The sequence below is a fragment of the Streptomyces sp. NPDC037013 genome (assembly GCF_055607265.1).
This window is the reverse complement of the sequence record NZ_JBVJRV010000002.1, coordinates 1,063,017-1,084,643: the sequence shown is the minus strand read 5'-3', so window position 1 is coordinate 1,084,643 and position 21,627 is coordinate 1,063,017. Positions and strand designations below refer to the sequence as shown.

Here is a 21,627-nt window from a genome sequence, read left to right as displayed (position 1 = left end):
ATCGGTGACTGGGTCACCGACAACTGGGATGCCATCGTCGCCGTCTGCAAGGTCGTCGTCGCCGTCGTCGGGGTCATCGCGATGATCGTCGGCGGACCGATCCTGGCCGCCATCGTCATCATCGCCGGCGCCATCGTCCTGGCCGACACCCTGAGCAAATACGCAAAAGGCCAAGCCACCCTCATGGACGTGGCCTTCGCCGCCATGGACTGCATCCCCGGCGGCAAAGGCCTCACGACGGCCGGCAGGCTGGCCAAAGGCATGAAGGGCCTGGGCAGGACGGGGCTGCGCGGAATGGCTCGCTCGGTCCGCCGGGGTTCCGATGACGTACTCCGACGGGCAAGACGCCGCCCCCGCAACGGCCCGCCCATGCCGATGCACATGGACAGCGTGCGGGACGTGTCCAGGCGCTACGAGGTGGACCTCGCCGGCATCCGCGTCAACATCAACCGCAGCGTCTCCGGTCTGCAGGGCTCGACACCCTCCGCCTCGGAGATCCGCCTGTACCGGGACGCGTTCTACGACGAGGAGACACTGGCGCGGACCCTCGCGCACGAACGGTTCCACGTCGATCAGATCCGGCGGGGCGGCAGGGTTCCCACCAACGAGGCGGAACTGCGCCGCTGGGAAGACGAGGCCTACGCTCACGAGGATCAGTGGTGGAACAACCACCCCCTGAACAACCCGAGGGAAGAGGGCGGGACCGATGGCTAACGTCTGGGGCGACTGGCTCGACGCGTACGAGGAGATCTACGGGGGCCGGTCCCGCGTCGCCACCTCGAGCTGCCCCAACTGCGGGAACAAGACCCTGTCCCTGGTCTTCACGGAGAAGACCCGTGACGGCATCGGCTACGCGTCCTTCTGGTGCGACACCTGCCTCTTCGGCATCCACCTGTCCCGCACGGACATCCCCGAGGACGCGGAGACAGTCATCCCCTACGCCACACAGGACACCGCCTCCGCCGACGCGATCATCAAGGACTACACCGCCGTCTGGCCCGACAGTGCAGACGCCGGAGAGGATGACTCGGAGTCCGAGCTCTTCTGACCGGGCGCGGGCGAGAAGTGTCGCCGAGAACGGTACTGAGTCGGCACATTAAGGAATACCCGTCATGCGCGAGAACAACGGCACCCCCAACATGGACCTTCAAGAGATCATGGAGATGTGCGCGGCGGCCACACCCGGGCCCTGGTACGTCAGGAACCTGGACGACGACCATGCCATGAACCTCGTCGCCGTCAGTACGGTGGAGGACACCGGCCGCGGAGAGCGGTGGCCCGCCTTCGACGGGGGCGAGATGATCGCGGCGACGCTCGTACAGAGCCCACGCTACGTGGACTGCGCGGACAGCCGGTGGGACGAGAACGCGGCGTTCATCGCCATGGCCCGTGAAGCGGTGCCCCGGCTCGTGGAAGAGGTCAAGCGCCTCCGCCAAGAGCTCGCCGCCGCGCAGCGATAGGCCCATCGGGACCCGGGGAGCAGACGGGACCCCTTGAGGGGCCGAGGAGCCGAGGATCCTGGCCCCAAAGACCCGGTGATCACCCCGTACCTTCGCACCATTCCGCAACCTCGTAGGAACACACCGTAGTCACCGCCTCCGGGGCCACCTACGGTGTGCCCGTGCAATCGAGCCAACCATCGCACCAGCCCACGCCCCCCTTCAACTTCCCCGCCGCACGGCGTCTGCGGGAGGCCCTGGGGATGGCGCACGGGCACGTCGCGTACGGAATGCGGGCCAGTTACGGGCTCACCTATGTCACCGCGGACACCGTCGCCGCCTGGGAGCGCGGGCTCGCCTCGCCGACCTCCGCCGAGCTCACCGCGCTGGCGGCGACCCTGTGGTGCTCCCCGGGGGAGCTCATGGGGGCCGCGCGGACCCTGCGCGAGCACCGGCTCGCGCGCGGGCTCGCGCCGGAGGACGTGGCGCGGGAGTCCGGCGTGGAGATCCAGGCGTATCTGCGCATGGAGGAGACCAGCACCTGGCGCGGCAATGAGCGGCAGTCCGCCGCCCTGGCCCGCGTCCTCGCACTGGCCCCGGCCGACTTCGTCACCGTGACCGGGCGGTCGGAGCAGCTCGCCGAGCTGCTGCGCAGCGCCGTCACCACGCGGTGGCAGGGGTATGTGCGGCCCGTCACCAAGCTGCTCCCGGTGGAGAAGCGGCACGTCGAGGACGTGCTGCGGCAGATGCACGAGGACTACCAGTCACGGATGACGCGCACCCTGAGCTGGGGCGGCGGCGCCGGTTCGGACGCGTCCGGGGAGGCCGGGCGGGACTTCCTGGAGCGGATCCTCGAACACTTCTGGGCGCTGGTTCGGGGCGGCGGCGGCAGCAGCGGCCGGGGCTGACGTGCCGGATTGCCGTATGCCGGGCCGGGTGGGAGGCCCCCCTAGAAGACCGACTCCGCCTCGTCCATCCGGTCCTTGGGGACCGTCTTCAGCTCCGTGACCGCCTCGGCCAGCGGCACCATCGTGATGTCGGTGCCGCGCAGCGCCGTCATCCTGCCGTACTCGCCCCGGTGCACCGCCTCGACCGCGTGCCAGCCGAAGCGGGTCGCGAGGACGCGGTCGTACGCGGTGGGGGTGCCGCCGCGCTGGACGTGGCCGAGGATGACCGGCTTGGCCTCCTTGCCGAGGCGGGTCTCCAGCTCGTACGCGAGGGCCGTGCCGATGCCCTGGAACCGCTCGTGGCCGAACTGGTCGATCGCGCCCACGCCGTAGTTCATGGTGCCCTCCTGGGGGTGGGCACCCTCGGCGACGCAGATCACCGCGAACTTCTTGCCGCGCGCGAAGCGCTCCTCGACGAGCGCGACCAGGTCGGCGGGGTCGAAGGGGCGTTCCGGCAGGCAGATGCCGTGGGCGCCGCCGGCCATGCCGGACTCCAGGGCGATCCAGCCCGCGTGGCGGCCCATGACCTCGACCACCATGACGCGCTGGTGCGACTCGGCGGTGGTCTTCAGGCGGTCCATGGCCTCCGTCGCCACGCCGACCGCCGTGTCGAAGCCGAAGGTGCGGTCCGTGCCGGAGATGTCGTTGTCGATGGTCTTGGGGACGCCGACCACCGGGACGCCCGCGTCGGACAGCATGCGCGCGGCCGTCAGCGTGCCCTCGCCGCCGATCGGGATGAGCGCGTCGAAGCCGCTCTTCTCGATGAGTTCCTTGGCGTTGTCGCAGGCCGCGCGGAAGCGGGCGCGCTCGAGGCGGGAGGAGCCGAGGATGGTGCCGCCACGGGCCAGGATGCCGCTGACGGCGTTCAGGTCGAGGGCGCGGTAGCGACCGTCGAGCAGGCCCGCGTAACCGTCCTCGAAGCCGATGACCTCGTCGCCGTAGTTGGTCACGGCGCGGTGCACGACCGACCGGATCACTGCGTTGAGGCCGGGGCAGTCGCCGCCCGCGGTGAGAATTCCGATACGCATCGCGCTGTGTCTCCTGCTCGCTGCTGGTACTTGTGAGCCGATCCGATTGTTCCATGGCCGCACAGGGGTCGCCGCTCACGGATGTCCGACGGATGTCCGTGCGAAGGGCGGGAAGGGACCTTGGTACCGGCCTCGCGGGGCCTTTCGTCCGGCGGGCGACCTAGCCAGCCGCAGAGGTATTGTCAAGAGGGCACAGCCACGATATCGGGTCATTTGTCCAGCTCGGCCGGTGCCTCGCGCCGGGCCGGCGGACAGCGGAGAGAGCGAAGAAGGGGAGAGCACGCGTGACGCGCAGCGTGTACGTGACCGGGATCGACCGGGGCGACGGACGCCAGGTCGTCGAGCTGGGAGTCATGGAGCTCCTCACCCGCCGGGTCGACCGGGTCGGTGTCTTCCGGCCGCTCGTCCATGACGGCCCCGACCGCCTCTTCGACCTGCTGAGGGCCCGCTACCGCCTCTCGCAGGACGCGTCGACGGTATACGGCATGGACTACCACGAGGCGTCGGCGCTCCAGGCGGAGCAGGGCACCGACGAGCTGGTGTCCCGGCTCGTCGACCGGTTCCACCGGGTCGCGAGGGATTATGAAGTGGTTCTCGTGCTCGGCACGGATTTCGCCGCCACCCAGCTCCCCGACGAGCTCGCGCTCAACGCCCGGCTCGCCAACGAGTTCGGCGCCTCGGTCCTGCCGGTGGTCGGCGGCAAGAACCAGACCGCCGAGTCGGTGCGCGCCGAGACCCGCAACGCCTACCGCGCGTACGAGGCGCTGGGCTGCGACGTCCTCGCCATGATCACCAACCGGGTGGCCCCGGCCGACCGCGCCGAGATCCACGAGCGGCTCGAGGCGCGGCTGCCCGTGCCCTGCTACGTGCTGCCCGACGAGGCCGCGCTCTCCGCGCCGACGGTCGCCCAGATCACCCATGCCCTCGGCGGCCGCGTGCTGCTCGGCGACGACTCGGGGCTCGCGCGCGACGCCCTGGACTTCGTCTTCGGCGGCGCCATGCTGCCGAACTTCCTGAACGCCCTGACCCCTGGCTGCCTGGTGGTCACCCCCGGCGACCGCGCCGACCTGGTCGTGGGCTCGCTCGCCGCGCACAGCGCCGGCACGCCGCCCATCGCCGGCGTCCTGCTGACCCTGAACGAGCAGCCGGGCCAGGAGATCCTCACCCTCGCCGACCGGCTCGCCCCCGGCACGCCGGTGGTCGCGGTCTCCGGCGGGTCGTTCCCGACGGCGGCCGAGCTCTTCGCGCTGGAGGGGAAGCTGAACGCGGCGACGCCCCGCAAGGCGGAGACCGCCCTCGGCCTCTTCGAGCGGTACGTCGACACCGCCGACCTGCTCGGGCGCGTCTCGGCGCCGAGCAGCGACCGCCTCACGCCGATGATGTTCGAGCACAAGCTCCTGGAGCAGGCCCGTTCCGACCGGCGTCGCGTCGTGCTGCCCGAGGGCACCGAGGAGCGGGTGCTGCGCGCCGCCGACGTGCTGCTGCGCCGCGGCGTCTGCGACCTGACGCTGCTCGGCCCGGTCGAGCAGATCCGCAAGAAGGCCGCGGACCTCGGCGTGGACCTCGTCGACTCCGAGCTCATCGACCCGCAGACCTCCGAGCTGCGGGACCGTTTCGCCGCCAAGTACGCCGAGCTGCGCGCCCACAAGGGCGTCACCGTCGAGCTCGCCCACGACGTGGTGGCCGACGTGAACTACTTCGGCACGCTGATGGTCCAGGAGGGCCTCGCCGACGGCATGGTCTCGGGCTCCGTGCACTCCACGGCCGCGACCATCCGGCCCGCCTTCGAGATCATCAAGACCAAGCCGGACGCCTCGATCGTCAGCTCCGTCTTCTTCATGTGCCTCGCCGACAAGGTCCTCGTGTACGGGGACTGCGCGGTCAACCCGGACCCGAACGCCGAGCAGCTCGCGGACATCGCCGTCCAGGCGGCCGCCACCGCGCAGCAGTTCGGGGTGGAGCCGCGGATCGCGATGCTGTCGTACTCGACGGGCACCTCCGGCTCGGGCGCCGACGTCGACAAGGTCCGCGAGGCCACCGAGCTGGTGCGCGCGAACCGCAGTGACCTGAAGATCGAGGGGCCGATCCAGTACGACGCCGCCGTGGAGCCCTCCGTCGCGGCCACCAAGCTGCCCGGCTCGGACGTCGCGGGCCAGGCCAGCGTGCTGATCTTCCCGGACCTGAACACCGGCAACAACACCTACAAGGCCGTGCAGCGCTCGGCCGGCGCGATCGCCGTCGGCCCGGTCCTGCAGGGTCTGCGCAAGCCGGTCAACGACCTGTCCCGCGGCGCGCTCGTCCAGGACATCGTCAACACCGTCGCCATCACGGCCATCCAGGCCCAGACGCCCGCCCCGTAACCCCCACAGAAAGCGCCCCGAATCCGTGACCGCTACGCGCGTACTCGTCCTCAACTCCGGCTCCTCGTCGGTGAAGTACCAGCTGCTCGACATGCGCGACAGCTCGCGTCTCGCCGTCGGTCTGGTCGAGCGGATCGGTGAGGAGACCTCGCGGCTCAAGCACACCCCGCTGGCCCTCGGCGGAGCGTCCCGCGAGCGCGAGGAGCCGATCGCCGACCACGAGGCGGCGCTGAAGGCCGTCGCCCAGGAGCTGTCCGCCGACGGACTCGGCCTCGACTCCCCCGAGCTGGCCGCGATCGGCCACCGGGTGGTGCACGGCGGCCTGAAGTTCACCGCGCCGACCGTCATCACCGACGAGGTGCTCGCGGAGATCGAGCGCCTGGTGCCGGTGGCGCCGCTGCACAACCCGGCCAACATCACCGGCATCCGCACCGCCCAGGCGCTCCGCCCCGACCTGCCGCAGGTCGCCGTCTTCGACACCGCGTTCCACACGACGATGCCGGAGTCCGCCGCCCGCTACGCGATCGACGTACGGACCGCCGACGAGCACCGCGTGCGGCGCTACGGCTTCCACGGCACGTCCCACGCTTACGTCTCGCGGCGCACCGCGCAGCTGCTCGGCAAGGCGCCCGAGGACGTCAACGTGATCGTGCTGCACCTGGGCAACGGCGCCTCGGCGAGCGCGGTGCGCGGCGGGAAGTGCGTGGACACCTCGATGGGGCTCACGCCGTTGGAGGGGCTCGTGATGGGTACCCGTTCCGGTGACCTGGATCCGGCGGTGATCTTCCATCTGGCCCGGGTCGGCAAAATGTCCGTCGACGAGATCGACGTGCTGCTCAACAAGAAGAGCGGTCTGATCGGTCTCTGCGGCGACAACGACATGCGGGAGATCCGCCGCCGGGTCGAGGCGGGCGATGAAGAGGCGGCACTCGCGTTCGACATTTACATCCACCGTCTGAAGAAGTACATCGGCGCCTATTACGCGGTGCTCGGCAGGGTCGACGCCATCGCATTCACGGCGGGCGTCGGCGAGAACGCCGCCCCGGTGCGGGAGGCGGCCGTGGCGGGCCTGGAGGAGCTGGGGCTCGCGGTCGACGGCGCGCTCAATTCCGTACGTTCCGACGAACCGCGGCTCATTTCGCCGGAGTACGCGCGCGTTGCCGTCGCCGTGGTGCCCACGGACGAAGAATTGGAGATCGCCACTCAGACGTACGCATTGGTCGACGACCGCAACGCCTGAGCGGACTTCCGCCCATTTGTAGATTCCACCAGACGGAATATTCCGTAGCGAAACAAACCGATAGGATCGCCCCATGCGCCGTTCCAAAATCGTCTGCACGCTGGGCCCCGCCGTCGACTCCGAAGAGCAGCTCGTCTCGCTGATCGAGGCCGGCATGAACGTGGCCCGATTCAACTTCAGCCACGGCACGCACGCCGAGCACCAGGGGCGGTACGACCGCGTCCGTGCGGCTGCCGCGAAGACCGGCCGTGCCATCGGCGTCCTCGCCGACCTGCAGGGTCCGAAGATCCGTCTGGAGACCTTCGCCGAGGGCCCCGTCGAGCTGGTGCGCGGTGACGAGTTCACCATCACCACCGAGGACGTCCCGGGCGACAAGTCGATCTGCGGCACGACCTACAAGGGTCTGCCGGGCGACGTCTCCAAGGGCGACCAGGTCCTGATCAACGACGGCAACGTCGAGCTGCGTGTCGTCGAGGTCGACGGGCCGCGCGTCAAGACGATCGTCGTCGAGGGCGGTGTCATCTCCGACCACAAGGGCATCAACCTGCCCGGCGCGGCCGTGAACGTGCCCGCGCTCTCCGAGAAGGACGTCGACGACCTGCGCTTCGCCCTGAGGATGGGCTGCGACATGGTCGCCCTCTCCTTCGTGCGCGACGCGAGCGACGTCAAGGACGTCCACAAGGTGATGGACGAGGAGGGCCGCCGGGTCCCCGTCATCGCCAAGGTGGAGAAGCCGCAGGCCGTAGCCAACATGGAGGGCGTCGTCGCGGCGTTCGACGCCGTGATGGTGGCCCGCGGCGACCTGGCCGTCGAGTACCCGCTCGAGAAGGTCCCGATGGTGCAGAAGCGCCTCGTGGAGATGTGCCGCCGCAACGCCAAGCCGGTGATCGTCGCGACCCAGATGATGGAGTCGATGATCACCAACTCGCGCCCCACGCGCGCCGAGGCGTCCGACGTCGCCAACGCGATCCTGGACGGCGCGGACGCGGTCATGCTGTCGGCCGAGTCCAGCGTCGGCGCGTACCCGATCGAGACCGTCAAGACGATGTCGAAGATCGTCGCCGCGGCCGAGGAAGAGCTGCTCTCCAAGGGGCTGCAGCCGCTCGTGCCCGGCAAGAAGCCGCGTACGCAGGGTGGTTCGGTCGCCCGTGCCGCGTGCGAGATCGCGGACTTCCTCGGCGGCGAGGCGCTGGTCGCCTTCACCAAGTCCGGTGACACGGCCCGCCGGCTCTCGCGCTACCGCGCGGCCCAGCCGATCCTCGCCTTCACCACCGACGAGTCGACCCGCAACCAGCTCACCCTGAGCTGGGGCGTGGACACCTACGTCGTGCCGCACGTCGACAACACCGACGCCATGGTCGAGCTGGTCGACGCCGAGCTGATCAAGCTCAACCGCTTCAACGACGGCGACACGGTCGTCATCACGGCGGGCTCGCCCCCCGGCGTCCCCGGCACCACCAACATGGTCCGGGTCCACCACCTGGGCAACGGCGGCCGCGACTGACGGTCGCCCCGCGTACGCACCGAGGGCGCCCCCTGCGATCAGGGGGCGCCCTCGGCGTCTGTCGTACGGGATGTCTTCGTACGGGACCTCAGTCGGTGATCGACTGGTGCAGTCCGGGAATCGTGAGTTTCCCGCCGAACTGGCCCGCCTGCTGCACCTTCACGTCGGTGAAGTAGATCAGGGGGATGTTCAGCGGCGGCGGGTGCTCGGGGTCGAAGGTGATCGGGATCAGTCCGAACAGCTTGCCCGAGATCCGCTCGGTGTACATCGTGGTCTCCCCGCCCCGGATGGTGGACGTGGAGCCCTTGGCGGCCTCGACGTGGTACTTCTTGCCGCCCGGACCCTCGACGATCTGGTGCAGGTCGCCGATGTCGGTGTTCTGGACGACGTACTTCAGGGCCTGCTTGCTCTGACCGTTCGGCATCGTCAGGTTGACGACGCCCTGGTAGTCGGCGCCCTTGAGCGTGAGCGAGCTGGCTTCCAGGTGCCACGGCTGGTTCGGGATCGGCGCGGGCGTCTGCTCGGCCTTTCCGTCGACCTTCTTCTCGACGACGCACGGGAACGGCTTCTTGCCGTTCTCGTCCGGCGCCATAGGGTCCTCGGCCTTGTTCTCGGCCTTGTCCTTCGCCGCGTCCTCGGCCGCCTTCTCGGCGTCCTTCTCGACCTTGTCCGCCGCGTCGCCCGCCTTGCCGGCGGTGTCGTCGACCGACTTGGTGACCTTGTCGGTGGTGTCCTTGACCACGTCCCCGGGGGACTTGGGGGACTCGGTGGACTTGGGCGCCTCGGTGGACTTGGCGCCGCCGGAGCCGGAGTCCGCGTCGGACGGGGCCGGCGCCGGGGTCTCGGACGGCTTCGCGTCCTCGTCCTTGTCGGGCGTGAAGACATCCTTGAGGGCGTCGCCGACACCCAGCGGGTCCCAGGGGTTTTTGGTCTCGGTCGGCTCGGGGGTCTTGCCGGACTCCTCGGCGCCGTCCCGCTCCCCCGTCGACGGGGTGGTCGGTGCCTTGCCGTCCGGGTCCGCCTCGTCGCCCGTACCGGGCGAGGTCGACGGGGCCGGCTCGTCGGTGCCGCCCTTGCCCGCGTCGTCCTTGCCGGACGGCTTCCGGGCGTCGTCGGTGTCCTTGGAGTCCTGCGCGTCCTTGGCGTCCTGCGCGTCCTTGGCGTCCTTCTCGGCCGCCTCGTCCTTCGCCTTGTCCGCGGCGTCCTTCTCCGCGTCCTTGTCCGGCGCCGTGACACACGGGCCGTCCTGGAAGGGGTTGTCCGGCACGCCCGGCTTCGCCTGCGCGAGCGTCGGGGTCAGTCCCATGCCCATGAGCACGGCGGTGGGCATGGCGGCGATGGCTATCGCCTTGCCCGCGGGAACCTGCAGCCGGGTCAGCAGCGGCTTCCTGGGTGCCGCGTGGCGCGGCCCGGTTCTCGCACGGGGCTCCCCCCAGGGGCCCTCGTGGTGCACCTCGTCAGCCGGCACGGTGCCTCCCGTTCGTCCCGTTCGTCGGGCTCGTTCCTGACAGATCGTCCTGTTCGCCGCTCACCCCACCCGCGCCGGCCGCGGCGGTGGCCCCGGGGACCTCGTCGGGGCCGCCCGGCTCGTTGGCCGTACGTCCCCTGGCAGGCTCACCGGCGGGCTTCGCGTGCGCCCAGGAGACGCCGAGGGCGCCGCCGATCAGGGCGAGCAGGAAGCCGATGACGAAACCGCCGAAGTTGGAGACCACCAGGGAGACCAGGGCGAGCAGGATCGCCGCGACACCCGCGAAGACCCGGGAGTGCGGCTGGAACCACATGGTCAGGCCGAGCACGACCAACAGCACGCCGATGATCAGCGATCCGGCGCCGGCGGTGGTCGCCATCCGGATCGTCATCGTGCCGAGCGTGAGGTTCGCGTACGGGAAATACATGATCGGGATGCCGCCGAGAAGTGTCAGCAGACCACCCCAGAACGGGCGCTGACCGCGCCACCCTCGGAACGATCGGCGCATCCGGCCGAGCTTGTCGCCCAGTCCCACTTGCGCTTCGGCGCTCATGTCGTACTCCTCGGGAATGGCGTTGGTTCTGTGTGTCGTGCGGTTTCGGGCACGGGGACGGCTCCGTCGAGTGCCGTCGCGCCCCCGCGCCCGGCCGTTCTCATCGCACCGAATGCGTACCGGACCGCCTCATGCGGCCCGCAAGGGCATCAACTGCCCTAGTAGCACTCGTGCTTGCCCTTCTTGACCGACATGCCGAGGCCAGAGAGCTTGAAGGTGCCGGCGGTGGTCGCCCACGCACGCTGCTTGACGTCGGTGAACTGCACCGACTCGGCCTGCTGCGCGAACGAGTCCGGGGCGTACTTGTCGCCCTTCGCCGGACCGGGGCCCTTGGTGGTCTGGTCGACCGAAACGCCGATGTCGACCTTGTTGAAGGTCGCGTTCGCCTTCAGGTCGTCGGCGTCGATGTAGAGCTTCTTGGCCTCTACCTTCGGACCGCCCTTGCCACCGGCCTTGAGGGTCATCGACACATCGCCGAAGACCGGGACCGGCACGACCACCGACTGGCAGAGATTGGTGATCTCGGCCGATTCGAGGCCGACGACGGCGACCGGGTGGTGACCCGACTTACCGCTGTCGAGCGCCCCGTACTGGACGAATCCCTCGCCGTCGAGCCGGTCGGCCGTCACCTTGAACTGCTGACCGGACACACTGAACGATGCCGCGAGCGCACCCTGGGACAGGGCGACGCCTATCGCGGCAGTCGCCGCGACGCTCGGCACCATGACCACGGCGAACCGCTTCCATCTGGTTCCGCCACGAGCCACGGACTCCATGACTTTCCTCCTTCTCGGACGTACATCTCCGGCCCTGACTGCTCCCGTTCGGGCGGCTCAGCCGGGCAGGGATGGGAGAAGTGCTACGTCCTCGGGAAGGAGAGCGCCCGCATCGGAGGCGCGCAACCGCACCACTCAGCACCGGCGATCACCCCCGAGCGACAACCACTGGTCGCGCCTGACGCATCACGCACAACCTCGCGGACAGGCCCTGCCGGGACCGGCAGAGACCCCCCTGTCCAAGACCGGCGACGGCGTCACCGGCCTGCTCGGTGGGGACCCAGAAGGCCCGCTCCCGATTGGCTTCCGGGCTGCGGGTCATCGGACCGAGCGTCGCCGATCGTGGTGCATTCTCGGCCCCCGCACAAGGGGGTTCGTTACTCGCTAGTAACGGCCGGATAACCGAAGCGCGACCGCGCGGTATCGGTCGGGTACGCACGGTGGCTCAATGGGCCGGAGCAGAACGGGACATGAGGGGGCGAAAGCGCTCAGAAGCGAGCCGTTCTCTTACTCCAAGTAACAGCGGCCGCGTTTACCAAGTTTTGGTAAAACGCGGCCGCTGTTGCGTCCTGGGGACAGACTTTTCACTCCGGCATCACAGGCCCCGGTGTTTAGGGACTGGTCAGCCGGAGGGTCCGTGGACGGAACCGGGCGGACGCCCGGCGCGCGGTCAGAAGAGCACGCGGGCGAGCGCCGTGCGCGCCGCCGTCACGCGCGGGTCGTCCGCGCCCACCACCTCGAAGAGTTCGAGCAGTCGCACCCGCGCGGCGTCCCGGTCGTCGCCGGCGGAGCGCTGCACGGTGTCGATGAGCCGCCCGAAGGCGTCCTCGACGTGACCGCCCACCAGATCGAGGTCGGCCGCGGCGATCTGGGCCTGCACGTCGGCCGGCCGGTCCGCGGCGTCCTTGCGGACCGCCTGCGCGTCCAGACCCTGCACGCGCCGCAGCAGTTCGGCCTGGGCGAGGCCCAGCTTGGCCTCGGTGTTGGCCGGGTCGTCGCTCAGCACGTTCTTGTACGCCTGCACGGCGCCGGCCAGGTCGCCCGCGTCGAGCGCCTGCACGGCCGCCTCGAGCAGGGCGTCGTGCGGGCCGGCGGGCACCTCGGCGGCGCCCGGCGCCTCCTGGCCATCGGCGCCGGCGTCGACCACCAGACCGGTCAGGCCGAAACGCTCCTCGCCGACCTGGATGAGCTGGTCCAGGGTCTGGCGGATCTGCGCCTCGGGCGCGGCACCCTGGAAGAGCGGCAGGGCCTGTCCGGCCACCACCGCGAAGACGGCCGGGATCCCCTGGACCCCGAACTGCTGCATCAGCATCTGGTTGGCGTCGACGTCGATCTTGGCAAGGAGGAAGCGGCCGTTGTATTCGCGCGTGATCCGCTCGAGGAGAGGGCTCAGCTGCTTGCACGGCTCGCACCACTCGGCCCAGAAATCGATGACGACCGGGACCTCGGTGGAGCGCTGGAGGACCTCGCGCTCGAAACCGGCTTCGTCGACATCGATGACGAGGGAGGCCGGGGAGACGGCGCCGGCCGCTCCCCCGCCCTGCCGGGCCGCTTCGGCGCGCGCCTGCTCCGCCTTCGCCTTGGCCTCCTGGGCCGCCTTCACCGCGGCGAGGTCTACGACACCGCTCATGGACATGTTCCGTGGCTGCATGAGTACATCCTCCCCCAAGCCGTGCGGGAACCGCGCCCGTCCGGGAACCCCCGCCGGATCGCGGGGCCACCGAGGGCACGGTCCAAGGTCCCGAGGAGGACCGTCGGTTGGCGCGGGGTCCCCACCCCGGGCCGCTGGTCGTGCTGCGTGGTTGTCTCTCGTGGCGCTCGCTCATGGGGATACGGGGGGTGTACGGGTACGCCGTCCGCCGCGCTTCCACAAACTTTCGCTACGGGTCGTAGCGTAACTGTCCCGGCCGGAACGCGGAACGGTGCCTTCGGTGATCTCGCTCACGCACCGCCCCGGACCGCTCCGTACTGGCCGGTATGGTCGCGGCATGCAGAGCCGCACCACGCCTCACGCCCGCACCGGCGGCCGCCCGCGCAGCGCCACCGCCGACGCCGCGATCCTGGAGGCGACCCGGCAGGGCCTCGTCGAACTCGGCTGGTCCAAGCTGACGCTCGGCGCGGTCGCCACGCGCGCGGGCGTCGCCAAGACGACGCTGTACCGGCGCTGGGCGGGCAAGAGCGAGCTGGTCGTGGACGCGGTGGCGGAGCTCTTCGACGAACTGGAACTGCCCGACCGGGGCAGCCTCGCCGCCGACATCGAGGGCGTCGTCCTGCAGTTCGCGGCGCTGCTCGGGCGGCCCGAGACGAAGACGGCGCTGATGGCGGTGGTGGCGGAGTCCACCACGGACGAGCCGCTGCGGGACCGCATCCGGGCGTCCATCGTCGACCGCCAGAAACGGCTGGTCCTCGCGGGGCGGAAGCGGGCGCAGGAGCGGGGGGAGCTGCCCGCCGAGCCCGACCCGGTGTCCGCAGGCCGGACGGCCGACCTCATCTTCGACGTCATCGCCGGAGCGGTGGTGCACCGCGCCCTGGTCAGCGCGGAACCGGTCGACGAGGAGTGGGCGTCCCGCTTCACACGTCTGCTCCTGGGGGGCCTCTCCACGGTGGCCGGCCCCTAGGCCTTGGGGCGGGGTGTTCCTACGGGCGGTGTGCGGTGCGGGGTGAACGGGTGGGTGGGAGGCTTCCGCCGCGCAGCGGCGGGCTCGGAAAGCCCACCACTGCCCGCACAAGCCCACCGAGCCAGCCCCTCCCCCACCCACGGTGCCGCCAAAGCACCCCCTCAGACCGCGTACCGCCCCGGTGCGAAGAGGCTCAGGTTCGCCTCGACCCAGGCGGAGGTCAGTTTGAGGCCCTCCGTGAGGGAGACCTCCGGCTCCCAGCCGGACCACTCCCGCGCCCGCGAGTTGTCCGAGAGCAGCCGCTCGACCTCACTGCCCGAGGGCCGCAGTCGCGCCGGATCGACGACCACCTCCGCCTCCCGCCCGGACGCCGCGATCAGCGCCCGCGCGAGGTCGCCGATGGAGATCTCCCGGCCCACGCCGAGGTTGACCGCGTGGCCGAGCGCCCGGTCGCAGGCCGCCATCGCCATGAAGCCGCGCGCGGTGTCCGTGACGTAGGTGAAGTCCCGCGTGGGCGTGAGCGAACCCAGCTTGATCTCCCGTGCGCCCGCGTGCAGTTGGGCGAGGATCGTGGGGATGACGGCACGGGCGGACTGCCGGGGACCGTACGTGTTGAAGGGGCGTACCACCGTCACCGGCAGTTCGAAGGCGTGCCAGTGCGACAGCGCCATCATGTCGGCGCCGATCTTCGACGCGGAGTACGGGGACTGCGGCTGCAGAGGGTGGCTCTCCGCGATCGGTGCCGTCAGCGCCGTTCCGTACACCTCGCTCGTGGAGGTGTGGACGAGCCGCCGCACGGAGTGCCGCCGGCACGCCTCGGCGACGTTCTCGGTGCCGACGACGTTGGTCTGCACGTACGCGCCGGGAGAGTCGTACGAGTACGGGATGCCGATGAGCGCCGCGAGGTGGAAGACCGTGTCGCAGCCGTCGACCGCGTCCATCACCCGCCCGGCGTCCCGCACGTCCCCCGCGATCATCTCGACCCGCGGGTCGCCGAGGAGGTGTGCGAGGTGCCCCTTCTCCGCGTACGGCTTGTAGTGCACGAAGGCGCGGACCTTCGCGCCCGCCGCGAGCAGCAGGTCGACGAGGGTCGAGCCGATGAACCCCTCGGCGCCGGTGACGAGAACGGTCCGGTCCTGCCAGCTGAAGGTCGTGGTGGTGTTCATGCGTACTCCAGGTGAGGTGTTGCGTGGGCGAGTCGAAGGACCTGTTCGGCGAGCAGGTCGGCGGCGCGGGCGTGCGGCCCGGGGTCCGCGGCGCCGCTCATCGCGGCGAGCCGCGCCGGGTCGGCGAGCAGCGGGCCGAGCAGGCCGGCGAGGCGGTCGGCGGTGGTCTCGGCGTCGGGCAGCAGGAGGCCCGCGCCGGCGTCGGAGAGGACCCGGGCGTTGTGGGTCTGGTGGTCGCCGGGGGCATGCGGGTAGGGCACGAGGACAGCGGGGACGCCGGTGGCGGCCAGTTCGGCGACGGTCGCCGAGCCGGCGCGGCAGACGACGAGGTCGGCGGCGGCGTAGGAGAGGTCCATGCGGTCGAGGTAGGGGACGGCGCGGGCGACGGCGTCCCCGCCGTCGGCGGCGAGCCGGGCGCGGGTCTCCGCCAGCGCGGCGGGACCGGTCTTGATCAGCAGGTGGACGTCGCCGCGCCCCCGCCAGCGCGCCGCGAGGCCGGTCGCCGCCTCCGTGAGCCGGGCCGCGCCCAGGCTGCCGCCGTTGAAGAGGACCAGGCGGGCCCCGGCCGGTACGCCGAGCGCCCGCCGCGCCTCGTCGCGCAGCGCGGCCCGGTCGAGCGCGGCGAGCGGCGCGGAGATCGGCATCCCGGTCGTGTGCGCGCGCTCGCCGCCCGGCAGGTGGGCGCGGCTGCGGTCGAAGGCGACGGCGATGTGCGGGGTGAGCCGGGCCGCGAACCGGTTGGCGCGGCCGGGTACCGCGTTGGACTCGTGGATGAGGCTGGGCAGCCCCGCCATGCGGGCGCCGACGATGACGGGGGCGCTGGGGTAGCCGCCCATGCCGACGGCGACCTGTGCGCCCTGCTCGCGCAGGATGGCCCGGCACTGGGCGCCGGACTTCAGCAGCGCGGCGGGCAGCATGAAGCGGCGGGCGCCGAGCGACGGGTCGAAGGGGATCATGTCGACGGTGTGCAGGCGGTACCCGGCGTCCGGTATGAGCCGGGTCTCCAGGCCGCGTTCGGTGCCGACGAAGGAGATCACGGCGCCCGGCACGGCCCGGCGCAGCGCGTCGGCGAGGGCGAGCCCGGGATAGATGTGTCCACCGGTGCCGCCCGCGCCGATCACGACGGAGAGACCGGCGCGGCCCGGGGCGGCGGCGCGGTCGGAGTGAGTGGTTCGCATGGCAATGGAGCTTCACTCGGGGGTCTAAGAGTGTTTTAAGAGCCGTGTTTGGCACCTTTGGTCCATGAGCTTCACGAGCGTGACCAGCAAAGGGGGCCCGCCGGGCGCGGGCGACGCGCCGCGGCACCGGATCCTCGTCGTCGACGACGACCCGGAGGTGCGCGCCGCCGTCGAGGACGCCCTGACGGTGGAGGGCCACCACGTGCGGGGCGCGGCCGACGGCCACCGGGCGCTGACGGCCATCGCCCGCTGGCAGCCGGATCTGGTCGTCCTCGACGTGCTGATGCCGGTCATGGACGGCCTGGCGGTCTGCCGCAGGCTGCGCGCGGTGGGCGACCGCACGCCGGTGCTCGTGCTGACCGCCCTGGACTCGGTGAGCGAGCGCGTCGACGGTCTGGACGCGGGCGCCGACGACTACCTGGTCAAGCCCTTCGCTCTGGACGAGCTGGTGGCCCGGGTGCGGGCCCTGCTGCGGCGGGCGACTCCGGAGCAGGCCGCGGACGACGGCGACGAGCTGGCGTACGGCGATCTCGTCCTGGATCCGGCGACGCGCACCGGCCGTCGCGGCGGGCGCCGGGTCGAGTTCAGCCGCACGGAGGCGGCCCTGCTCGAACTGCTGCTGCGTAACGCGGGCCAGGTCCTGCCGCGTGAGCTGATCCAGCAGGCGGTGTGGGGCCGGGACTTCGGCCCTGACTCCAACTCCCTGGCCGTGTACGTGGGTTATCTGCGCCGGAAGCTGGAGTCGGGCGGCGAATCGCGCCTGGTCCACACGGTGCACGGCGTGGGCTACCGGCTGGGCTCCCCGTGAGCGCGCGGCGCAGGCTCGGCGCGCGCTGGCGGCGCCGCAGGCCGCTGCGGACCCGGCTCGCGGTGATGGCGGCGGCGGCCGTGGCGGTGGTGGCGATCGGCGTGTGCGCGGCCGCCTTCGTCGTGATCCGCTTCAAGCTGTACCAGCAGCTCGACCAGAACCTGGCCCAGTCGGCGACGCTCATCGCCCAGCAGCACCGCGGCGAGGGCCCGGGGGTGTACACGGGCGAGTGCCGCTTCCTGGGCGCGCCGGCCTGCTCCCAGGTGGTCCCCGCCGACGCGGCGGACGACCCGTCGAAGCCTTATCTGCTGCCGGTTTCGGGGCCGACGCGGGCGGTCGCGGACGGGAGGCGGGCGCCGTACTACTCGAACTTCACGCTGCCGGGCGGCAGGCCCGGCCGGATGTACACGACCACCTTCGGCAAGGGCGAGGCCGTGCAGGTCGCGCTGCGCGCGGACATCGCGGAGCGGGGCGTGCGGCAGGCGGCGGGGCTGCTCGCGGCGGTGGGCGGCGCGGGCGTACTGCTCTCCGCGCTGGGCGGCTACTGGGTCTCGCGGACCGGTCTGGCGCCGATCACGCGCCTCACCGCCACGGCCGAGCGCATCGCGGCCACGCGCGACGCCCGGCACCGCATCGAGCTGCCGCCGGGGCCGCCGGGCCGCGAGGGCCACGAGGACGAGGTCACCCGGCTCGCCGCCACCTTCAACACGATGCTCGCGGAGCTGGAGGAGTCCGTCGCGGCCCGCCGCAGGCTGGTCGCCGACGCCTCCCACGAACTGCGCACCCCGCTCACCGCGCTGCGCACCAACGCCGAACTCCTCGCCAAAGCCGATCTGTTGACGGACGCCCAGCGCGAGAGGGCGTCCGGCGCGCTCGGCCGGCAGCTGCGCGAAGTCACCGGTCTGGTCAACGACTTGATCGAGCTGGCCAGGGACGCGGAGCCGCGGCCGCTGCTGGAAGAGGTGCGGCTGGCGGCGCTGGCCGCCCACGCGGTGGACGCGGCGCGCGGCCACTGGCCCGCCGTCCCCTTCACGCTGCGGGTGGCGCCGGACGCGGTGGATCTGAGCCTGCCCGGGGTGGCGGCGCGGCTCTCCCGGCTGCTCACCAATCTGCTGGACAACGCGGCGAAGTTCAGCCCGCCGGGCGCCCCGGTCGAGGTGTCGCTGACCGCCACGGAGCTGACCGTGCGCGACCACGGTCCCGGTATCGCGGAGGAGGACCTGCCGTACGTCTTCGACCGCTTCTACCGCGCCGAGAAGGCCCGCGCGCTGCCGGGGTCGGGGCTCGGTCTCGCGATGGCCCGCCAGATCGCGCACGCGCACGGGGCGGAGCTGACGGCGGAACGGGCGCCCGGCGGGGGCGCGCAGTTCCGCCTCACGCTGCCCGCGGGGTAGGGCGGGGCAGGCCGGGCGGCCCGGCTACTTCTTCGCCCAGGCGCAGCTGCCCAGCCCGGCCTTGCCCTTGGCGACGAGGCGGTCGGCCTCGCGGGCGACGAGGACGCGGGTCTTGTCGCCCTTGCAGACGACGGTGCGGTCCCCGTGCCCGGCCAGGTCGACGAGGATCTGGTCCCAGTGCCGGTACTGCACGTCGTGCCCGGAGTCCGCGTACGTGCGCACCCGCTCCTCGCCCGGCAGGGCGTCCTGCCACGTCTTGAGCGTGGCGGGCGGCACGGTGGTGTCCTTCTTGCCGCCGTAGAGGTAGACGGGGGCGTCCAGGCGGGAGAGGTCGGGGCCGGGGCGGCCGCAGTACAGCTTCTGCTCGTGGACCTGGGGTGCCGGGTCGGCCTGCTGTCCGCGCTGGTTGTAGGTGCGCGCGCCCTCTTCGTACGCGGTGTCGGCGAAGCCCGGGATCGACTTGACGGGACTGTCGTCGGGGAAGGCCCACCACTTGCGCGGGTCCTTGATCTGGTCCTTGACCGCGTCGGTGAGCGCGTCGTCGCCGAGGCCGCAGTAGGCGGGCTTCGTGCCGTACGGGGGCAGGGCGGCGGCGAGGTGGAGCTGCGAGATCCGCTCGGGGGCCCGGGCGGCGAGCTCGGCCGCGTACGGGCCGCCGCCGGATATCGCGATCACGGACACGTCGTCGACGCCGAGCTCGTCGAGGACGTGGAGGGCGTCCTCGGCGAAGTCGGCCTTGCCCAGCTTCTCGTCGAACGCGGTGTCGCCGAAGCCGTTGCGTTCCACGGAGATGAGGCGCAGGCCGAGGTCCTCGCGGGTGGTGCGGAAGAAGTCCGTCATGTGCGAGGCGCGGGCGCTGGTGCCGGTGCCGCCGATGAACAGGACGGGCTTGCCGTCCTTGTTGCCGGTGTCCGAGTAGTGCGCGGTCCGCCCGTCGGGGAGCTTCGCCGCGTGCACCTCGGGGCCGAGCGAGTCGAAGGCGTCCTGCACCTTCGGCTCGGGCGGCGGGCTCGCGCTCACCTCGCCGGAACCGCCCACGAGCAGCGCGCCGAGAACGGTGACGGTGGCTGCGCCGATGGCGATGGCGGCGGTACGGGCGTGGCCGGTCGAGGTCACGGGGGCTCCTGGGGCGGGGGGGGTGGCTGACCGGGCTGGCGCCTGCCCTGGCCCCTGGGCCTTAAACCTGTGAATTCTCGCCCTGCGCCGGGGCGGGGTTCGGGTCCGCAGGTTCCGCCTTCGCCTGCGGGTGGGTGGGGGTTGCTCGCGCAGTTCCCCGCGCCCCTGGAACGCCCCTCCGGGGCGTATCGCGCGGCCCCCGAGTCTTGGGCGCCGGGCACGCGGGGTTTGGGGGCGCGGGGAACTGCGCGACCAGCCCCCACGCACCCGCAGACAGAACACGATCCCCTCACGGGACGCGGGGTACTGCCGACGGTCAGAAGCCCGGCGGCTCCACGTAGACGCCCCACTCCTCGCGGAGCACCCCGCAGATCTCGCCGAGGGTCGCCTCGGCCCGTACCGCCTCCAGCATGGGGGCGATCATGTTGGACCCGTCCCGCGCGGCGGCCAGCATCGCGTCGAGGCAGCTCCGTACCCGCGCGTCGTCACGCCGCCCCTTGCGCCCCGCGAGGTCCCGCACCTGCTCGCGTTCGACCTCGTGGCTGACCCGCAGGATCTCCAGGTCACCGGTGACGGAACCCTCGTGGCAGTTGACGCCGACGACGCGCTTGTCGCCCTTCTCCAGGGACTGCTGGTACTGGAAGGCGGACTCGGCGATCTCGCCGGTGAACCAGCCGTCCTCGATGCCCCGCAGGATGCCCGAGGTGATCGGCCCGATGGGGTGCTGCCCGTCCGGGTGCGCCCGGCGGCCCCGCTCCTTGATCTGCTCGAAGATCTTCTCGGCGTCGGCCTCGATGCGGTCGGTGAGCTGCTCGATGTACCAGGAGCCGCCGAGCGGGTCGGCGACGTTGGCGACCCCCGTCTCCTCCATCAGGACCTGCTGCGTACGGAGCGCGATCTCCGCGGCCTGCTCGCTCGGCAGCGCGAGGGTCTCGTCGAGAGCGTTGGTGTGGAGGGAGTTCGTGCCGCCGAGCACGGCCGCGAGCGCCTCGACCGCCGTACGGACGACGTTGTTGTACGGCTGCTGAGCCGTCAGCGAGACACCCGCCGTCTGCGTGTGGAAGCGGAGCCACTGCGCCTTGTCGGTCCGCGCGCCGTACTCGTCGCGCAGCCAGCGGGCCCAGATGCGGCGGGCGGCGCGGAACTTGGCGATCTCCTCGAAGAAGTCGACGTGCGCGTCGAAGAAGAAGGAGAGGCCGGGCGCGAAGACGTCGACGTCGAGGCCGCGCGAGAGGCCGAGCTCCACGTAGCCGAAGCCGTCCGCGAGGGTGTACGCGAGCTCCTGCGCGGCCGTCGCCCCGGCCTCGCGGATGTGGTAGCCGGAGACGGAGAGCGGCTTGTACGCGGGGATGTCGCGGGCGCAGTGCTCCATCAGGTCGCCGATGAGGCGCAGGTGCGGCTCGGGCTGGAAGAGCCACTCCTTCTGCGCGATGTACTCCTTGAAGATGTCGGTCTGCAGCGTGCCGTTGAGGACGCCCGGGTCGACGCCCTGGCGTTCGGCGGCGACGAGGTACATGCAGAAGACGGGCACGGCGGGCCCGCTGATCGTCATGGAGGTCGTCACGTCGCCGAGGGGGATGTCCTTGAAGAGGACCTCCATGTCGGCGGCGGAGTCGATGGCGACACCGCAGTGGCCGACCTCGCCGAGGGAGCGCGGGTCGTCGGAGTCGCGGCCCATGAGGGTCGGCATGTCGAAGGCTACGGAGAGGCCGCCGCCGCCGTTGGCCAGGATCATCTTGTAGCGCTCGTTCGTCTGCTCGGCGTTGCCGAAGCCCGCGAACTGGCGGATGGTCCAGGTCCGGCCGCGGTAGCCGGTCGGGTAGAGCCCGCGCGTGAAGGGGTACTCCCCGGGCCAGCCGATCCGCTCGAACCCCTCGTAGGTGTCGCCGGGCCGGGGCCCGTAGACGGGGTCGACCTGATCTCCGGAGAGCGTGGTGAAGTCCGCGTCGCGCTTGCGGGCCTTGTCGTAACGGGCCTGCCAGCGTCGGCGGCCTTCCTCGATCGCGTCAGCGTCCATACCCATGAATTTACT

At 71.4% G+C, this 21,627-nt stretch carries 18 protein-coding genes and 1 pseudogene; 10 read left to right on the top strand and 9 right to left on the bottom strand.

Annotation, left to right across the window (positions count from 1 at the left end; genetic code table 11):
* From ACZ7DY_RS09930 to ACZ7DY_RS09915, 4 genes and pseudogenes are all read left to right on the top strand, one after another.
* Window positions 1-714: pseudogene (locus tag ACZ7DY_RS09930) on the top strand (hypothetical protein); the annotation flags it as partial.
* A complete protein-coding gene (locus ACZ7DY_RS09925; protein ID WP_471132305.1) occupies window positions 707-1,048 on the top strand; it encodes a hypothetical protein in 342 nt (113 codons plus the stop codon). The pseudogene ACZ7DY_RS09930 and the gene ACZ7DY_RS09925, both read left to right, overlap by 8 nt.
* A gap of 64 nt (window positions 1,049-1,112) precedes the next feature.
* Window positions 1,113-1,460, top strand: coding sequence for a hypothetical protein (locus ACZ7DY_RS09920; protein ID WP_471132303.1), 348 nt, complete (start codon window positions 1,113-1,115; stop codon window positions 1,458-1,460).
* Between the two features lie 242 nt (window positions 1,461-1,702).
* The gene (locus tag ACZ7DY_RS09915) at window positions 1,703-2,347 is read left to right on the top strand and encodes an XRE family transcriptional regulator (RefSeq protein WP_471132453.1); all 645 of its coding nucleotides are present in this window, start codon (window positions 1,703-1,705) and stop codon (window positions 2,345-2,347) included.
* 41 nt (window positions 2,348-2,388) lie between these two features.
* On the opposite strand, the gene ACZ7DY_RS09910 is transcribed toward ACZ7DY_RS09915, so the two are convergent.
* A complete protein-coding gene (locus tag ACZ7DY_RS09910) occupies window positions 2,389-3,414 on the bottom strand; it encodes an ATP-dependent 6-phosphofructokinase (RefSeq protein WP_471132300.1) in 1,026 nt (341 codons plus the stop codon).
* Between the two features lie 284 nt (window positions 3,415-3,698).
* On the opposite strand from ACZ7DY_RS09910, the gene pta reads away from it, so the two are divergent.
* From pta to pyk, 3 genes are all read left to right on the top strand, one after another.
* Window positions 3,699-5,774, top strand: a complete 2,076-nt coding sequence (pta, locus tag ACZ7DY_RS09905; protein WP_471132297.1) for a phosphate acetyltransferase — start codon at window positions 3,699-3,701, stop codon at window positions 5,772-5,774.
* Between the two features lie 25 nt (window positions 5,775-5,799).
* Window positions 5,800-7,014, top strand: a complete 1,215-nt coding sequence (locus ACZ7DY_RS09900; RefSeq protein WP_471132294.1) for an acetate kinase — start codon at window positions 5,800-5,802, stop codon at window positions 7,012-7,014.
* Between the two features lie 73 nt (window positions 7,015-7,087).
* A complete protein-coding gene (pyk, locus tag ACZ7DY_RS09895) occupies window positions 7,088-8,518 on the top strand; it encodes a pyruvate kinase (RefSeq protein ID WP_471132292.1) in 1,431 nt (476 codons plus the stop codon).
* An 88-nt stretch (window positions 8,519-8,606) separates the two neighbouring features.
* On the opposite strand, the gene ACZ7DY_RS09890 is transcribed toward pyk, so the two are convergent.
* The 4 genes from ACZ7DY_RS09890 to ACZ7DY_RS09875 all read right to left on the bottom strand — a co-directional run bounded on the left by ACZ7DY_RS09890 (window position 8,607) and on the right by ACZ7DY_RS09875 (window position 12,966).
* Window positions 8,607-9,986 (bottom strand): hypothetical protein, encoded by a 1,380-nt coding sequence (locus ACZ7DY_RS09890; protein WP_471132290.1) that lies wholly within the window; start codon window positions 9,984-9,986, stop codon window positions 8,607-8,609.
* Entirely contained in the window at window positions 9,976-10,539 is a 564-nt protein-coding gene (locus tag ACZ7DY_RS09885; RefSeq protein WP_471132289.1) for a DUF6114 domain-containing protein, read from the bottom strand. Before ACZ7DY_RS09885 ends, ACZ7DY_RS09890 begins: the two co-directional genes overlap by 11 nt.
* A gap of 158 nt (window positions 10,540-10,697) precedes the next feature.
* Window positions 10,698-11,315 carry a DUF6230 family protein gene (locus tag ACZ7DY_RS09880; protein ID WP_471132287.1) on the bottom strand — a complete coding sequence of 206 codons (618 nt, stop codon included), beginning with the start codon at window positions 11,313-11,315 and terminating at the stop codon, window positions 10,698-10,700.
* A 670-nt stretch (window positions 11,316-11,985) separates the two neighbouring features.
* Complete coding sequence (locus tag ACZ7DY_RS09875; RefSeq protein WP_471132285.1) at window positions 11,986-12,966, bottom strand: tetratricopeptide repeat protein; 981 nt, start codon at window positions 12,964-12,966, stop codon at window positions 11,986-11,988.
* Between the two features lie 337 nt (window positions 12,967-13,303).
* Between ACZ7DY_RS09875 and ACZ7DY_RS09870 the strand changes: the two genes are divergently transcribed.
* Window positions 13,304-13,933 carry a TetR/AcrR family transcriptional regulator gene (locus ACZ7DY_RS09870; RefSeq protein ID WP_471132282.1) on the top strand — a complete coding sequence of 210 codons (630 nt, stop codon included), beginning with the start codon at window positions 13,304-13,306 and terminating at the stop codon, window positions 13,931-13,933.
* A gap of 161 nt (window positions 13,934-14,094) precedes the next feature.
* Here the strand turns inward: ACZ7DY_RS09870 and ACZ7DY_RS09865 are convergent, their stop codons facing one another.
* The gene (locus tag ACZ7DY_RS09865; protein ID WP_471132280.1) at window positions 14,095-15,099 is read right to left on the bottom strand and encodes an SDR family NAD(P)-dependent oxidoreductase; all 1,005 of its coding nucleotides are present in this window, start codon (window positions 15,097-15,099) and stop codon (window positions 14,095-14,097) included.
* The gene (locus ACZ7DY_RS09860; protein WP_471132277.1) at window positions 15,096-16,277 is read right to left on the bottom strand and encodes a UDP-N-acetylglucosamine--N-acetylmuramyl-(pentapeptide) pyrophosphoryl-undecaprenol N-acetylglucosamine transferase; all 1,182 of its coding nucleotides are present in this window, start codon (window positions 16,275-16,277) and stop codon (window positions 15,096-15,098) included. Before ACZ7DY_RS09860 ends, ACZ7DY_RS09865 begins: the two co-directional genes overlap by 4 nt.
* Before the next feature lie 64 nt (window positions 16,278-16,341).
* Between ACZ7DY_RS09860 and ACZ7DY_RS09855 the strand changes: the two genes are divergently transcribed.
* Window positions 16,342-17,085, top strand: a complete 744-nt coding sequence (locus tag ACZ7DY_RS09855; RefSeq protein WP_471132275.1) for a response regulator transcription factor — start codon at window positions 16,342-16,344, stop codon at window positions 17,083-17,085.
* Window positions 17,082-18,479, top strand: a complete 1,398-nt coding sequence (locus tag ACZ7DY_RS09850) for a sensor histidine kinase (RefSeq protein WP_471132272.1) — start codon at window positions 17,082-17,084, stop codon at window positions 18,477-18,479. Before ACZ7DY_RS09855 ends, ACZ7DY_RS09850 begins: the two co-directional genes overlap by 4 nt.
* Window positions 18,480-18,503: 24 nt before the next feature.
* Here the strand turns inward: ACZ7DY_RS09850 and ACZ7DY_RS09845 are convergent, their stop codons facing one another.
* Window positions 18,504-19,595 carry an alpha/beta fold hydrolase gene (locus tag ACZ7DY_RS09845; protein WP_471132270.1) on the bottom strand — a complete coding sequence of 364 codons (1,092 nt, stop codon included), beginning with the start codon at window positions 19,593-19,595 and terminating at the stop codon, window positions 18,504-18,506.
* A gap of 316 nt (window positions 19,596-19,911) precedes the next feature.
* On the bottom strand, window positions 19,912-21,612 hold the full coding sequence (locus ACZ7DY_RS09840) for an acyl-CoA mutase large subunit family protein (RefSeq protein WP_471132268.1): 1,701 nt from the start codon (window positions 21,610-21,612) through the stop codon (window positions 19,912-19,914).
* Between the last annotated feature and the right edge of the window lie 15 nt (window positions 21,613-21,627).

Bases quoted from the DNA above. Each gene is read 5' to 3' on its own strand.
- ACZ7DY_RS09925 (WP_471132305.1), top strand. From the start codon at position 707: ATGGCTAACGTCTGGGGCGACTGGCTCGACGCGTACGAGGAGATCTAC.
- ACZ7DY_RS09920 (WP_471132303.1), top strand. From the start codon at position 1,113: ATGCGCGAGAACAACGGCACCCCCAACATGGACCTTCAAGAGATCATG.
- ACZ7DY_RS09915 (WP_471132453.1), top strand. From the start codon at position 1,703: ATGGCGCACGGGCACGTCGCGTACGGAATGCGGGCCAGTTACGGGCTC.
- ACZ7DY_RS09910 (WP_471132300.1), bottom strand. From the start codon at position 3,414: ATGCGTATCGGAATTCTCACCGCGGGCGGCGACTGCCCCGGCCTCAAC.
- pyk (WP_471132292.1), top strand. From the start codon at position 7,088: ATGCGCCGTTCCAAAATCGTCTGCACGCTGGGCCCCGCCGTCGACTCC.
- ACZ7DY_RS09885 (WP_471132289.1), bottom strand. From the start codon at position 10,539: ATGAGCGCCGAAGCGCAAGTGGGACTGGGCGACAAGCTCGGCCGGATG.
- ACZ7DY_RS09880 (WP_471132287.1), bottom strand. From the start codon at position 11,315: ATGGAGTCCGTGGCTCGTGGCGGAACCAGATGGAAGCGGTTCGCCGTG.
- ACZ7DY_RS09875 (WP_471132285.1), bottom strand. From the start codon at position 12,966: ATGCAGCCACGGAACATGTCCATGAGCGGTGTCGTAGACCTCGCCGCG.
- ACZ7DY_RS09870 (WP_471132282.1), top strand. From the start codon at position 13,304: ATGCAGAGCCGCACCACGCCTCACGCCCGCACCGGCGGCCGCCCGCGC.
- ACZ7DY_RS09865 (WP_471132280.1), bottom strand. From the start codon at position 15,099: ATGAACACCACCACGACCTTCAGCTGGCAGGACCGGACCGTTCTCGTC.
- ACZ7DY_RS09860 (WP_471132277.1), bottom strand. From the start codon at position 16,277: ATGCGAACCACTCACTCCGACCGCGCCGCCGCCCCGGGCCGCGCCGGT.
- ACZ7DY_RS09855 (WP_471132275.1), top strand. From the start codon at position 16,342: ATGAGCTTCACGAGCGTGACCAGCAAAGGGGGCCCGCCGGGCGCGGGC.
- ACZ7DY_RS09840 (WP_471132268.1), bottom strand. From the start codon at position 21,612: ATGGACGCTGACGCGATCGAGGAAGGCCGCCGACGCTGGCAGGCCCGT.